At 64.7% G+C, this 14,283-nt stretch carries 12 protein-coding genes; 10 read left to right on the top strand and 2 right to left on the bottom strand.

Annotation, left to right across the window (positions count from 1 at the left end):
- The first annotated feature begins 149 nt into the window (after positions 1 to 149).
- Genes RNZ50_19635 through RNZ50_19615 form a run of 5 tightly spaced genes read left to right on the top strand, consistent with a single transcriptional unit; the run spans position 150 to position 7,186 of the window.
- Positions 150 to 2,048 (top strand): extracellular solute-binding protein, encoded by a 1,899-nt coding sequence (locus RNZ50_19635; protein ID MDT8857204.1) that lies wholly within the window; start codon positions 150 to 152, stop codon positions 2,046 to 2,048.
- Positions 2,049 to 2,067: 19 nt separating this feature from the next.
- Complete coding sequence (locus RNZ50_19630) at positions 2,068 to 3,216, top strand: microcin C ABC transporter permease YejB (GenBank protein ID MDT8857203.1); 1,149 nt, start codon at positions 2,068 to 2,070, stop codon at positions 3,214 to 3,216.
- Positions 3,217 to 3,219: 3 nt separating this feature from the next.
- Positions 3,220 to 4,329 carry an ABC transporter permease gene (locus tag RNZ50_19625; protein MDT8857202.1) on the top strand — a complete coding sequence of 370 codons (1,110 nt, stop codon included), beginning with the start codon at positions 3,220 to 3,222 and terminating at the stop codon, positions 4,327 to 4,329.
- A complete protein-coding gene (locus tag RNZ50_19620; GenBank protein MDT8857201.1) occupies positions 4,326 to 5,918 on the top strand; it encodes an ABC transporter ATP-binding protein in 1,593 nt (530 codons plus the stop codon). The genes RNZ50_19625 and RNZ50_19620 overlap by 4 nt, the downstream gene beginning before the upstream one ends.
- Positions 5,915 to 7,186, top strand: coding sequence for a glycosyltransferase (locus RNZ50_19615; GenBank protein ID MDT8857200.1), 1,272 nt, complete (start codon positions 5,915 to 5,917; stop codon positions 7,184 to 7,186). Before RNZ50_19620 ends, RNZ50_19615 begins: the two co-directional genes overlap by 4 nt.
- Positions 7,187 to 7,237: 51 nt before the next feature.
- Here the strand turns inward: RNZ50_19615 and hemN are convergent, their stop codons facing one another.
- On the bottom strand, positions 7,238 to 8,593 hold the full coding sequence (gene hemN / locus RNZ50_19610; protein MDT8857199.1) for an oxygen-independent coproporphyrinogen III oxidase: 1,356 nt from the start codon (positions 8,591 to 8,593) through the stop codon (positions 7,238 to 7,240).
- A 78-nt stretch (positions 8,594 to 8,671) separates the two neighbouring features.
- Here hemN and RNZ50_19605 point away from each other — a divergent pair, with 78 nt between their 5' ends.
- Positions 8,672 to 9,418 (top strand): Crp/Fnr family transcriptional regulator, encoded by a 747-nt coding sequence (locus tag RNZ50_19605; GenBank protein MDT8857198.1) that lies wholly within the window; start codon positions 8,672 to 8,674, stop codon positions 9,416 to 9,418.
- A 110-nt stretch (positions 9,419 to 9,528) separates the two neighbouring features.
- Here the strand turns inward: RNZ50_19605 and RNZ50_19600 are convergent, their stop codons facing one another.
- Complete coding sequence (locus tag RNZ50_19600; GenBank protein ID MDT8857197.1) at positions 9,529 to 10,377, bottom strand: universal stress protein; 849 nt, start codon at positions 10,375 to 10,377, stop codon at positions 9,529 to 9,531.
- A gap of 240 nt (positions 10,378 to 10,617) precedes the next feature.
- On the opposite strand from RNZ50_19600, the gene ccoN reads away from it, so the two are divergent.
- Genes ccoN through ccoP form a run of 4 tightly spaced genes read left to right on the top strand, consistent with a single transcriptional unit; the run spans position 10,618 to position 14,070 of the window.
- On the top strand, positions 10,618 to 12,216 hold the full coding sequence (ccoN, locus tag RNZ50_19595; protein MDT8857196.1) for a cytochrome-c oxidase, cbb3-type subunit I: 1,599 nt from the start codon (positions 10,618 to 10,620) through the stop codon (positions 12,214 to 12,216).
- Positions 12,217 to 12,228: 12 nt separating this feature from the next.
- Complete coding sequence (ccoO, locus tag RNZ50_19590; protein ID MDT8857195.1) at positions 12,229 to 12,954, top strand: cytochrome-c oxidase, cbb3-type subunit II; 726 nt, start codon at positions 12,229 to 12,231, stop codon at positions 12,952 to 12,954.
- A 10-nt stretch (positions 12,955 to 12,964) separates the two neighbouring features.
- A complete protein-coding gene (locus tag RNZ50_19585) occupies positions 12,965 to 13,192 on the top strand; it encodes a cbb3-type cytochrome c oxidase subunit 3 (GenBank protein MDT8857194.1) in 228 nt (75 codons plus the stop codon).
- Positions 13,189 to 14,070: a cytochrome-c oxidase, cbb3-type subunit III gene (ccoP, locus tag RNZ50_19580; GenBank protein MDT8857193.1), complete on the top strand. Its 882-nt coding sequence runs from the start codon at positions 13,189 to 13,191 to the stop codon at positions 14,068 to 14,070. The genes RNZ50_19585 and ccoP overlap by 4 nt, the downstream gene beginning before the upstream one ends.
- The last annotated feature ends 213 nt before the right edge of the window (positions 14,071 to 14,283 follow it).

Genomic DNA, 14,283 nt, shown 5'->3' with positions numbered 1-14,283 from the left:
GACCGGGTGGCCCTTTGCCGTGATGGCGCAGGTGCGGCGCCCGCGGATCACGCAATCGCAACTTGAGCCGGGAACCCGTTGCGCTTTAGCGTGATCTGATCATGATCAGCACAGGCCCGATGCGGCCGCAGCCACCGAGGAGCGCCAGCATGACCCAGAACCGCAAGCAGACCGGGGCGACGGACCTGCGGGTTGCAAGGACCGGACGCGCGGCGCTGGGGCTGGGGTTTGCGCTGCTGGCCTGCGGGGCGCAGGCGGAAACGGTGATCACGGCGCATGGCATCTCGACCTTCGGCGATCTGAAATACCCGGCCGATTTCACCCATCTGGACTATGTGAACCCCGATGCGCCCAAGGGCGGCGAAATCTCGGAATGGGCGTTCGGCGGGTTCGACTCGATGAACCCCTATTCGGTCAAGGGCCGGGCAGGCGGGCTGTCGTCGATCATGTACGAGGCCATCCTGACCGGCACGGCCGACGAGATCGGCGCGGCCTACTGCCTGCTGTGCACCACGCTGGAATATCCCGAGGACCGCTCGTGGGTGGTGTTCAACCTGCGCCCCGAGGCCCGGTTTTCGGATGGCACGCCGATGACGGCGGACGACGTGGTTTTTTCCTATCAGGTGTTCCTGGAAAAGGGCCTGACCGACTTCCGCACCATCTTTGCCGAGAAGGTCGAGAAGGTCGAGATCGAGGGGCCGCACCGGGTGAAGTTCACCTTCAAGCCCGGCATCCCGACCCGCGACCTGCCGCAGGACGTGGGCGGCCTGCCGGTTCTGTCGAAAGCGCATTACGAGGCGAACAACCGCGATCTGGAACTGAGCAGCCTGGAGCCGTTCCTCGGCACCGGCGCCTACACGCTGGACCGCATCGAGCCGGGCCAGACGCTGGTCTACCGCCGCAACCCCGACTACTGGGGCCGCGACCTGCCGATCAACCGCGGCACCGCCAACTTCGACACCATCCGCATCGAATACTATGCCGATTACAACGCCGCCTTCGAAGGCTTCAAGGGCGGCAGCTACACCTTCCGCAACGAGGCGTCGTCGGTGTCATGGGCCACCGGTTATGACTTCCCGGCGGTGGCGGCGGGGCATGTGGTGCGGGCCGAGCTGCCGTCGGGCGCCAAGGCCAACGGCCAGGCCTTCCTGTTCAACCTGCGGCGCGAGAAGTTCCAGGACCCGCGGGTGCGCGAGGCGATCGGGCTGATGTTCAACTTCGAATGGTCGAACGCCACGCTGTTCTACGGTATCTATGCCCGGATCACCTCGATCTGGGAAAACACCTGGATGGCGGCAGAGGGGGTGCCTTCCGACGCGGAGATGGCGATCCTGAAACCGCTGGTTGACGAGGGGCTTTTGCCCGAGAGCATCCTGACCGAAGCGGCGGTGATGCCGCCGACCTCGGGCGAGCGCCAGCTTGACCGCGCCAACCTGCGCCGCGCCTCGGCGCTGCTGGACGAGGCCGGCTGGGCCGTGGGGCCGACCGGAATGCGCGCCAATGCAAAGGGCGAACCGCTGCGCGTCGAATTCATCAACGACAGCACGAGTTTCGACCGCATCATCAGCCCCTTCATCGAAAACCTGCGCGCGCTGGGCGTCGACGCCTTCATGACGCGGGTCGACAATGCGCAGATGGAAAGCCGCACCCGCCCGCCGGCCTATGACTTCGACATTGTCACCGGCAACGCGAATTCGGGATACTTCTCGGGCTCGGAACTGGAACAGTATTACGGCTCGAAGACCGCCGACGTATCGAGCTTCAACCAGATGGGGCTGAAAAGCCCGGCGGTGGACCGGGTGACAAAATCGGTGTTGGCCGCGACCACCAGGGACGAGCTGACCGTTGCCACCATGGCGCTGGACCGGGTTCTGCGCGCCGAACGCTTCTGGGTGCCGCAATGGTACAAGAACAAGCACACCGTGGCCTATTACAACCAGTTCGAACACCCCGAGACGCTGCCGCCCTATGCGCTGGGCGAGCTTGATTTCTGGTGGTACAACGCGGAAAAAGCCGCGGCGCTGAAGGCCGCGGGCGCACTGAGATAAGAAAGAGCAGCAAAGCTTCATGGGCGCCTATATCCTTCGGCGGTTGTTCCTGATCATCCCGACGCTGATCGGGATCATGATCATCAACTTCGGCCTGACGCAGTTCGTGCCCGGCGGCCCGGTCGAGCAGGTACTTGCCCGGCTGGAAGGCGGCGGCGACGTGTTCCAGTCGATCGGCGGCGGCGGCGATGCCGGGATGGCGGATCAGGGGGGCGACGAACGCTACATCGGGTCACGGGGCCTGCCGCCCGAGTTCATCGCAGACCTGGAGCGCCAGTTCGGCTTTGCCCGCATCGTCTGCGCCGAGGGCCACGTGGGCGAGCCGACCCTGAAAGACCCCGATTGCCGGAAAGAGGCGATTCCGATGGTCGAGCGGTTCCTGATCATGCTGGGCAACTATGCCCGCTTCGATTTCGGGGAAAGCTATTTCCGGTCGATCTCGGTGATCGACCTCGTGATCGAGAAGATGCCGGTGTCGATCTCGCTCGGGCTGTGGTCGACGCTGATCGCTTATCTCGTGTCGATTCCGCTTGGCATCCGCAAGGCGGTGCGCGACGGCACGCCGTTCGACACATGGACCTCGGGCGCGATCATCGTCGGCTATGCGATTCCGGGGTTCCTGTTCGCCATCCTGCTGCTGGTGCTGTTCGCGGGCGGGTCTTACTGGAAGATATTCCCGCTGCGCGGCCTGACCTCGGACAATTTCGAGACGCTGAGCATGGGCGGCAAGGTGCTGGATTACCTGTGGCACATCACCCTGCCGGTGCTGGCCTCGACCATCGCATCCTTTGCCACGCTGACGCTGCTGACCAAGAACAGCTTTCTTGACGAGATCAAGAAACAGTATGTCATGACCGCCCGTGCCAAGGGGCTTTCCGAGCGCAAGGTGCTCTACGGCCATGTGTTCCGCAATGCCATGCTGATCGTGATCGCGGGGTTCCCGGCGGCCTTCATCTCGATCTTCTTCGGCGGCGGGCTGATCATCGAGACGATATTCTCGCTCGACGGGCTGGGTCGGCTGGGGTTCGAGGCGGCGGTGGGGCGCGACTATCCGGTGGTGTTCGGCACGCTTTACGTCTTTGGCCTGATGGGGCTGGTGATCGGCATCCTGTCGGACCTGATGTATGTCTGGATCGACCCGCGCATCGACTTCGGCAAGCGGGGGTAGGGGATGGCACTTTCACCGCTGAACCAGCGCCGCTGGCGCAATTTCAAGGCAAACCGGCGGGCGCTTTGGTCGCTGGTGATCTTTTCCATCCTGTTCGGCCTGTCGCTGATGGCCGAGGTGCTGGCCAACGACAAGCCGCTGCTGGTGCAGTATCGCGACGGGTATTACACCCCGTTCCTGCGCTTCTACCCCGAAACCGCCTTTGGCGGCGACTTCCAGACCGAGGCCAACTATCGCGACATCGAGGTGCGCTGCCTGATCGCCTCCGGCGGGATGCCGGAATGCTGGGATGACCCGGCGGGCGTGATTGCCGCTGTAAAGGATGGCAGCTTTGCCGGGGCGAAACCGGCGCAGCCGGGCTGGATACTGTGGCCGCCGGTACCCTACAGCTACAACACCATCAACAACATCGGCCGCGCCGCGCCCTCGCCGCCTGATGCCAACCACTGGCTGGGCACCGACGACACCGCCCGCGACGTGTTGGCGCGGGTGATCTACGGCTTCCGGCTGTCGGTGGCATTCGCGCTGATCGTGACGTTCCTCACCTCGGTGATCGGCATCGCGGCCGGGGCGGTGCAGGGCTACTTCGGCGGGCTGGTGGACCTCATCTTCCAGCGGGTGATCGAGCTTTGGGGCTCCACCCCCAGCCTTTACATCATCATCATCGTGGCGGCGATCTGGCAGATGAACTTCTGGCTGCTGGTCGGGCTGATGGTGCTGTTCGGCTGGACGGCGCTGGTCGGCGTGGTGCGGGCCGAATTCCTGCGGGCGCGCAACTTCGAATATGTCCGCGCCGCCCGTGCGCTGGGCGTGCCCGACCAGGTGATCATGGTGCGCCACGTGCTGCCGAACGCGATGGTCGCCACGCTGACCATGCTGCCCTTCATCGTCACCGGCACCATCGGGTCGCTGGCGGCGCTCGACTTCCTCGGCTTCGGGCTGCCGTCCAACTCGCCGTCGCTGGGCGAACTGACCCAGCAGGCCAAGCAGAACCTTCAGGCGCCCTGGCTGGGGTTTACCGCCTTTTTCACCTTTGCCATCATGCTGAGCCTGCTGGTCTTCGTGTTCGAAGGCGTGCGCGATGCCTTTGACCCCAGAAAGACCTTTCGATGAATGTGCTGGAGGTTACGGGGCTGAACGTCCGCTTCCGGCAGGATGGCCGGATCATCGACGCGGTGAAGAACGTGAACTTCACGGTGGGCAAGGGCGAAACCGTGGCGTTGGTGGGCGAAAGCGGGTCGGGCAAGTCGGTCACGGCGCTTTCGACGGTGGTGCTGCTGCCCGACAGTGCCGAAGTGTCGGGGTCGGTGCGCTACCACGGGGCCGAGATGCTGGGGGCCGATGACGCGGCGTTGCGCCGGGTGCGCGGCAACGACATCAGCTTCATCTTTCAGGAACCGATGACCAGCCTGAACCCGCTGCACACCATCGAGACCCAACTGGGCGAGACCCTTGCGCTGCATCAGGGCCTGTCGGGGGCGGCGGCGCGGGCCAAGATCATCGAGCTGTTGCAGAAGGTCGGCATCCGCGAGGCGGAAAGCCGGCTGGACGCCTATCCGCACCAGCTTTCTGGCGGGCAGCGCCAGCGGGTGATGATCGCGATGGCGCTGGCCAACGGGCCGGAACTGCTGATCGCGGACGAGCCGACCACCGCGCTGGACGTGACGATCCAGGCGCAGATTCTGGACCTGCTGGCCGAACTGAAGACCCGCGAGGGGCTGAGCCTGCTGTTCATCACCCATGACCTTGGCGTGGTTCGCCGCATCGCCGACCGGGTCTGCGTGATGCAGGGCGGCAAGATCGTCGAGCAGGGGCCTGCGTCCGAGATATTCGCCAACCCGCAGCACCCCTATACGCAGAAGCTGCTGGCCGCGCTGCCCGGCGGGCGCCCCGAGCCGGTTCCGGTCGATGCGCCCGAGATCCTGCGGACCGAGCATCTGCGCGTCTGGTTCCCGATCCAGCGCGGCTTCCTGCGCCGCACGGTGGGGCATGTGAAGGCGGTGAATGACGCAAGCGTGGCGGTGCGGGCGGGCGAGACGCTGGGCATCGTGGGCGAAAGCGGCTCGGGCAAGACGACGCTGGCGCTGGCGATCCTGCAACTGATCCCCTCCACCGGGAGGGTGGTGTTTCTGGGGCGGGACGTGCAGGGCTTTCGCGCCCAGCAGATGCGCGGGCTGCGCCGCGACATGCAGATCGTGTTCCAGGACCCCTTCGGCAGCCTGAGCCCGCGCATGACGGTGGAACAGATCATCGCCGAAGGGCTGGGCGTGCATGGCGTGGACCCGGGTCGCGACCGGCGCGGCATGGTTTCCGACATCATGACCGAGGTCGGGCTGGACCCTGCGACGATGGGGCGCTACCCGCACGAGTTTTCCGGCGGGCAGCGCCAGCGCATCGCCATCGCCCGCGCTATGATCCTGCACCCGAAACTGGTGGTGCTGGACGAGCCGACCAGCGCGCTCGACATGACGGTGCAGGTGCAGATCGTCGATCTGCTGCGCGCCTTGCAGCGCAAGTGGGGTCTGGCCTATCTGTTCATCAGCCACGACCTGCGGGTGGTGCGGGCACTGGCGCACAAGGTGATCGTGATGAAGGACGGCGACGTGGTCGAGGCAGGGGTGGGTGACGCGGTGTTCGACGCGCCGCAGACCGACTATACCCAAACGCTGATGGCGGCGGCCTTCGGGAAGGAGTTTGCTTGAAGGTTCTGTTCGTCCACCAGAATTTTCCGGGACAATTCCTGCACCTGGCCCCCGAGTTGCAGCGCCGCGGTCATCAGTGCCTTGCCCTGACCGATTCCGGCAACAACCGCCCGTCCCCGATTCCCGTCATGCGCTACCGCCATGCCGCCGCGCCACCAGACCCGGCGGCGACCCGGCTGGGGCGCAACTTCACCCAGATGAGCGACCGGGGCGTGACAGTCGCCCGCGCCTGCCTGCAACTGCGCGAACAGAAGGGCTTCGTGCCCGATGTGATCTTCGGTCATTCCGGCTGGGGCGAGACGCTGTTCCTGAAAGAGGTCTGGCCCGAGGCGAAGCTGCTGGTCTATGCCGAATTCTACTATTCGGGCCGCGGCCGCGACGTGGGCTTCGACCCCGAATTCGACCGGCCGGGCTTTGACGGCGTGATGCTTGCGCAGGGGCGGGCCGCGCATCTGGGGCAGGCGATGCTTCATGCCGATGCCGGGCTGTCTCCGACGCACTGGCAGGCCGACACCTATCCGTCGGCACTGCGCGGCCGGATCACGGTGATTCACGACGGGGTGGATACCGCCGTGATGGTGCCCGACCCGCAGGCAGCCGTTACGCTGCCCACGGGGCAGGTGCTCCGCGCGGGTGACGAGGTGCTGACCTTCGTGAACCGCAATCTGGAGCCCTACCGCGGCTACCACACCTTCATGCGGGCGCTGCCGGGCGTGATGGCCGCGCGGCCGCAGGCGCAGGTGGTGATTGTCGGCGGTGACGAGGTCAGCTATGGCCGCGCCGCGCCGGAAGGCACAAGCTGGAAAGAGATCTTCCTGGCCGAGGTGCGCGACCGCGTCGACCTGTCGCGCGTGCATTTCCTGGGCAAGGTGCCGTATCCGACCTTCGTGAGCCTGATGCAGATCAGCCGGGTCCATGCCTACCTGACGTACCCCTTCGTGCTGTCGTGGTCGATGCTGGAGGCGATGGCGGCCGGGGCGCTGGTGGTGGGGTCGCGCACCGCGCCGGTGCAGGAACTGATCACCGACGGGGTGAACGGCCTGCTGGTCGATTTCTTCGACGTGCCGGGCTGGACACGGGCGCTGGTGACGGCGCTGGCCGAGCCTGACCGGTTCCTGCCGCTGCGCGCCGCCGCCCGGCAGAGCATCGTGGCCAGGTATGACCTGCGCAGTCACTGCCTGCCGCGGATGGTCGAGTTCGTCGAAAGCTGGGGCCCCGACGCCGTCACCGGTCCGGCGGGGGCCGGAAAAGCGAAGGGGGCCCTGTAGGGCCCCCTTGCGGCTCGAAGACGGGTTTTTCCCCACGGACCCGCCCAAGCTTCAGATTGCGGTGCTGTGCTGCGCCTTGCTCTGGTCGTAGGCATCGAAGCTGCGGGCGATCATCCGCGCCAGCGGCCGTGACAGCGGCGGGATGTTGAAGCCCGTGGCATCGACCGTGACCATGTCGGGGAAGGCCGCCGCCGCGGTGCGGAACAGCTGATCGACCCGCTCTGCCGTGGTGTCGTAGTCGCGCAGCAGTTCGGCCCGGTTCACCTTGAAATCGCACATCAGCGCCTCGATGATCCGGGCGCGAAGCAAGTCCTCGCCCTCGAACACATGCCCGCGGTGGGTCGAGAATTCACCGGCGCGGATCGCCTTGGTATGATCCGACGTGCCCGACGCGTTCTGTGCATAGCCCTGCTGGAAGCGCGAGATCGACGAGGCCCCAAGACCGATCAGGGTCGGTGCCGTGTCATCGGTGTAGCCCTGGAAGTTGCGGCGCAGCGTGCCGTTTCTGGCGGCCACGGCCATGCCGTCATCGGGCAGGGCGAAGTGGTCGATGCCGATTTCCTGATATCCGTCCCAGGTGAACATCTTGCGCGCGGTTTCGAACAGGCGCAGCCGGTCCTGGGCCGAGGGGATCGCCTCGGAGTCGATCATCTGCTGGCGGCGCGACATCCACGGCACATGGGCATAGCCGTAAAGCGCCACCCGGTCGGGCGACAGTGTGAGCAGCTTCTGCACCGAATCCGCGATGCGGGTCTGGGTCTGGTGCGGCAGGCCATAAAGGATGTCGGCGTTCAGGCTGCGCACGCCGCGGTCGCGGATCATGTCGGCCACGCGCTTGGTCAGCTCGTAGCTTTGCATCCGGCCGATGGCCTTCTGGATCTCGGGGTCGAAATCCTGCACCCCGATCGAGGCCCGGTTCATCCCGGCGGCGATCAGCGCATCCAGCCGTTCGGGATCGACCTCGTCCGGGTCGATCTCGACCGAGAATTCGCCATTCTCGCCCAATGGCGCCGCATCGAAAATCGCGTCGGCCAGGGCGCGGATCATGTCGGGCTTCAGCAGGGTCGGCGTGCCCCCCCCCCAATGCAGACGCGACAGACGCACCCCGGGCGCGAGCCGCGCCTTCAGCAGCGCGATCTCGGCCTTCAGCGTTTCCGTGTAGGCGCGGACAGGTTCATCGCTGGATGTTCCCTGCGTCCGGCACGCGCAGAACCAGCACAGGCGGCGGCAGAAGGGAACATGGAGGTACAGCGATATCGAGGCTCCGGACGGGATCGCTTCGATCCAGTCGGAGAAGAGCTTGCTGCTGACCGACGTGCCGAAGTGGGGTGCCGTGGGGTAGCTGGTGTACCGAGGCACGCGCGCGTCAAAAAGCCCAAGCCGCATGAGTTGCGATTCATTGTTCATTCGCCTAGATTGCGCAGGACAGTTCAAGAGTTCCTTGATTCAGATCAAACAGGAATTCGGATCAGACAGGAACGTTGAATGGCGCTGCACGAGGTTCACACCCACACCCAGGATTGCGGCGATTGCCCGATCCGGCACCGTGCCGTCTGTGCCCGTTGCGAGAACGACGAACTCGCCCGGCTGGAGCAGATCAAGTACTACCGCAGCTATCAGGCGGGTCAGACGGTGATCTGGTCGGGTGACCGGATGGACTTCGTGGCATCGGTCGTGACCGGCATCGCCACGCTGACCCAGACGATGGAGGACGGGCGGCGCCAGATGGTCGGGCTGCTGCTGCCATCCGATTTCGTCGGTCGGCCGGGGCGGGCCACCGCGGCCTATGACGTGACAGCGACCACCGACCTGCTGATGTGCTGCTTCCGCCGCAAGCCGTTCGAGGAAATGATGCTCGCCACGCCGCACATCGGCCAGCGCCTGCTGGAAATGACGCTGGACGAGCTTGATGCCGCGCGGGAATGGATGCTGCTGCTGGGCCGCAAGACGGCGCGCGAGAAGATCGCGAGCCTGCTGGCGATCATCGCGCGGCGCGACGCGTCGCTGCAGCTGCGAAAGCTGTCCGGGTCGCTGGTGTTCGACCTGCCGCTGACACGCGAGGAAATGGCCGACTATCTGGGGCTGACGCTGGAAACGGTAAGCCGCCAGATTTCTGCGCTCAAGCGCGACGGGATCATTTCGCTGGAAGGCAAGCGCCACATCACGGTGCCCGACTTCGACCGGCTTCAGGAAGAGGCCGGTGACGACAGCGACGGCGGCTATCTCGACTGAAATCGCCGCGTGCGGGTCGGCCGCCGTGCGGGACCGCCCGCCATCATTGCAGACGCGTCAGCGCCGCCGCGAGGGGCTCGATGCCCGTCGCGGCGGCTCCTGTCTGCCGGTCAGTGCGCCATGAACAGCGGGATCTCTGCCATCTCCAGCATGTTCCGCGTCGCCCCGCCCAGAATCGCCTCGCGGAAGCGCGAGTGGCCATAGGCCCCCATCACCATCAGGTCGGCATTGGTGTCGAGCGCGTGCCGCACCAGCACGTCCGAGATTCGCGGCATGGTGCGGGCCAGCACCGAAACCTCGGCTTTCACGCCGTGCCGCACCAGCATCTGGCACAGCGCCCCGCCGGGGTCGGACCGTTCCGGCCCGTGGGTCGGCGGGTCGATCACCGCGATGGTCACCAGATCGGCATTGATCAGGAACGGCAGGGCGCGGCGCACCGCGGCCATCGCCTCGCGGCTCTGGTTCCAGGCCACGATCACCCGGCTGCCGATCCGGGGCGCCGTCACCGGCGTTTCGGGCAGAATCAGCACCGGCGCCTGGCCTTCGAACAGCGAGGCCTCCACGATCGCCTCGCCCTCGGCACCCTGCCCCTTGCCATACGGGCGCGGAACGACCACCAGATCGGTGAAGCGCGAGCGCAGCGCGATCAGGTCGGCCAGGCTGCCAAGCTGGGCCACCACGCCTTCCACCGACCAGCGCAGCGAATCGGGTTGGGCGTGCAAGGCTGCGCGGGCGGCCGCCTCGATCGCTTCAGCCTCGCTTTCGGCGCGGTCCATGCCCGCCTGAAGAAGCACGGCCCCGCCCCCGATGTAGGAATAGCCGACCTGCGTGCGGTCCACCCCCAGCGCCAGGATGTCGAGATGCGCGTCTTCCGCCAGCGCAAGCCCGGCAGCACCGGCGATCGCGATGGCGACCCTTTCGGCCGAGGTCGCAACGGTTAGTAGGGATTTGTAGGCCATGGGCGTGACTCCTGTCTGCGAGGAACTAACTTCAACCGGACCGGACGGCGAACTGCCCGGTTCGTGCCCGGCGACAGTAGCGCCGGAGACATGACGTCACATTGACCTTGATCAACGCCCTTGTCAGCCGCGATTGACATGGATCAATGCGATGGGGTTGATGCGGGACGAGAACCGGAACAGTCGAAAAATGCCCGGCCGAGGTCTGAGTCGGATCGGGAATGGACGAAGGGACGCAAAATGTGGGATTACTTCAAGCTGATCGTGCTTGGCCTGATCGCGGTCTGTGCCGCGATTGCCGCCAATTATGCACGCGATCTGGCCTATATGGTGAACGCGCTCACGATCATGCTTGCTGCCGGAGGGGTGTTCCTCTGGACCCTGAAGCACATGGGTGAACGAAAGCCGGCACCGCAGAACGAATACATGGACGACGTGATCCGCGCAGGGGTGTTTGCCACCGCCATGTGGGGGGCAGTCGGCTTTCTTGCAGGCACGTTCATCGCCTTCCAACTGGCCTTCCCCAGCCTGAATTTCGAATGGGCACAAGGCTATGCCAACTTCGGGCGGTTGCGCCCGCTGCACACCTCGGCGGTAATTTTCGCCTTTGGCGGCAATGCCTTGCTGATGACCTCGTTCTACGTGGTGCAGCGCACCAGCGCGGCGCGGCTCTGGGGCGGCAACCTCGCATGGTTCGTGTTCTGGGGCTACAACCTGTTCATCGTGCTGGCAGCGTCGAGCTACCTGCTGGGGGCAACGCAGTCCAAGGAATATGCCGAGCCTGAGTGGTACATCGACTGGTGGCTGACGATCGTCTGGCTGGCCTATCTTGCCGTCTTCCTCGGCACGCTGATCAAGCGCAAGGAACCGCACATCTACGTGGCGAACTGGTTCTACCTGTCGTTCATCGTCACCGTGGCAATGCTGCATGTGTTCAACAACCTCTCGATCCCGGTGTCGTTCTTCGGGTCCAAATCGGTTCAGGTGTTCTCGGGCGTGCAGGATGCGATGGTGCAGTGGTGGTATGGCCACAACGCCGTCGGCTTCTTCCTGACCGCCGGTTTCCTGGGCATGATGTACTATTTCGTGCCGAAGCAGGCCGAACGCCCGGTGTTCAGCTACAAGCTTTCGATCATCCACTTCTGGGCGCTGATCTTCCTCTACATCTGGGCGGGCCCGCACCACCTGCACTACACCGCGCTGCCTGACTGGGCCTCGACCCTTGGCATGGTGTTCTCGATCATGCTGTGGATGCCCTCCTGGGGCGGCATGATCAACGGCCTGATGACGCTGTCGGGCGCCTGGGACAAGCTGCGCACCGACCCGATCATCCGCATGATGGTGGTGTCGATCGGCTTCTACGGCATGTCGACCTTCGAAGGCCCGATGATGAGCATCAAGGCCGTGAACTCGCTGTCGCACTACACCGACTGGACCATCGGCCACGTCCATTCCGGCGCGCTGGGCTGGAACGGCATGATCACCTTCGGCGCGCTCTACTTCCTGACGCCGCGGCTGTGGAACAAGCAGCGTCTTTACAGCCTGGCGATGGTGTCCTGGCACTTCTGGCTGGCGACGATCGGAATCGTTCTCTACGCCTCGGCCATGTGGGTCACGGGCATCATGGAAGGCCTGATGTGGCGCGAAGTCGATGCGAACGGGTTCCTGGTGAACGCCTTCGCCGACACGGTTGCCGCCAAATACCCGATGTATGTGGTGCGTGGTCTGGGTGGGGTTCTGTATCTCGCCGGGGCACTGATCATGTGCTACAACCTGTGGATGACCGTCCGCGCGCAGCCTTCGCGGGCTTCGTCGCACTCGGCCGTTCCCGCTGAATGACCGGAGGGCACAATGGCTTTTCTTGACAAACACAAGGCTATCGAGACGCACGCGACGCTGTTGCTGGTGCTGAGCTTTCTGGTCGTGACCATCGGCGGTCTGGTGCAGATCGTGCCGCTGTTCTACCTGGAAAACACCATCGAGAAGGTGGAAGGAGTTCGCCCCTACACCCCGCTGGAACTGGCCGGACGCGACATCTACGTGCGCGAAGGGTGTTACGTCTGCCACAGCCAGATGATCCGTCCGATGCGTGACGAGGTCGAACGCTACGGCCACTACAGCCTTGCGGCGGAATCGATGTATGACCATCCGTTCCAGTGGGGCTCGAAGCGCACCGGGCCGGATCTGGCGCGGGTCGGTAACCGCTACTCGGATGCCTGGCATGTCGATCACCTGATCGACCCGCAGGCGGTGGTGCCGGAATCGGTGATGCCGAAGTACGGCTTCCTGATGAACCGCCCGATCGACGGCAAATACATCGCCGACACGATGAAGGTGCACCGGATGATCGGCACACCCTACGATGATGCGATGATGGAAAACGCGGTTCTCGACTTCAGGGCGCAGGCCAACCCCGACAGCGACTATGACGGGCTTCAGGAACGATATGCCAAGGCACAGGTGCGCAACTTTGACGGGCAGCCGGGCATCACCGAGATGGACGCGCTGATCGCCTATCTTCAAGTGCTGGGCACGATGGTCGATTTCTCGACCTTCACGCCCGATGCAAGCCGGTAAGGGGGCAGGCATGGAAACCTACAGCCTGCTGCGTGAATTTGCCGACAGCTGGATGCTGCTGGCCCTGACGGTGTTCTTCGTCGGGGTCGTGGTCTGGGCCTTCCGGCCCGGCAGCCGCAAGGTCCACACCGAGGTCGCGAATTCGATCTTCCGCAATGAAGACAAACCCGCCTGTGCCGGAGACTGCGCTTCGTGCAAATGCGACAACGGCACATCGTTCAAGGAGGCGTGGAAATGAGTGCTCCGCACAAGACCAACCGGCGGCCCGGTGAGGTTGAAACCACTGGCCACAGTTGGGACGGAATCGAAGAGTTCAACAATCCGCTGCCGCGCTGGTGGCTCTACACCTTCTATATCTGCATCGTGTATGCCCTTGGCTACTCGGCCGCCTATCCCGCCTGGCCGCTGGTGAACGGCGCGACGCCTGGGCTGCTCGGGTCTTCGACCCGTGCCGATGTGGCTGACGAGATCAAGCGCTTCAACGATGCCAACGGCCCGATCAGGGAAAAGCTCGTGGCCGCCGACCTGACGGCCATCGCGGCGGACCCCGAACTGAACCAGTATGCGGTTTCGGCGGGGGCGGCGGTGTTCCGCACCAACTGCTCGCAATGCCACGGGTCGGGCGCGGCCGGGGTTCAGGCCAATGGCTATCCCAACCTGCTGGATGACGACTGGATCTGGGGCGGCGACATCGAGAACATCCACCTGACGGTCATCCACGGCATCCGCAACGATACCGATCCCGATGCCCGGATATCCGAGATGCCGCGCTTCGGTGTGGACGGGCTGCTGGAACCGGCACAGATCACCGAGGTGGTGCAGCATGTCCGGGCAATTTCCGGGCAGGACCACGACGCAACGCTGGCCGCAGCCGGTGCCGTGGTATTCGAGGAGAACTGCGCGGCTTGTCACATGGAAGGCGGGACCGGAAACCGCGATGTTGGGGCACCGAACCTGACGGATGCCATCTGGCTTTATGGTGGCGATGTCGACTCGCTCACGACCACCGTCATCAACGCCCGTGGCGGCGTGATGCCGAACTGGAACAACCGTCTTTCCGAAGCCGACATCCGTTCGGTTGCGGTTTACGTTCACGGTCTTGGGGGTGGCGAGTAGGTTCTTCCGAGGTTCCCGGAGGGGGCATACCCTCCGGGCGCAGCACCGGCACCCCATCCTGTTCGCGCGTTTCCAGGGGTGCCGGTGTCTACCTTGCCCCGCGCAAGTGTGCCTGGCTGATCGCCGCCGCTGCACCGCAGAACAAAATGCCGCAGTCAATACCTATATCGTGAATGTGCTTTTGGCTTGGGTCAAGGCATAGCATCGGCTCTG

Source organism: Paracoccaceae bacterium Fryx2, from assembly GCA_032334235.1.
GTDB lineage: Bacteria > Pseudomonadota > Alphaproteobacteria > Rhodobacterales > Rhodobacteraceae > JAVSGI01.
This window is presented reverse-complemented; position numbering and strand designations above follow the sequence as displayed.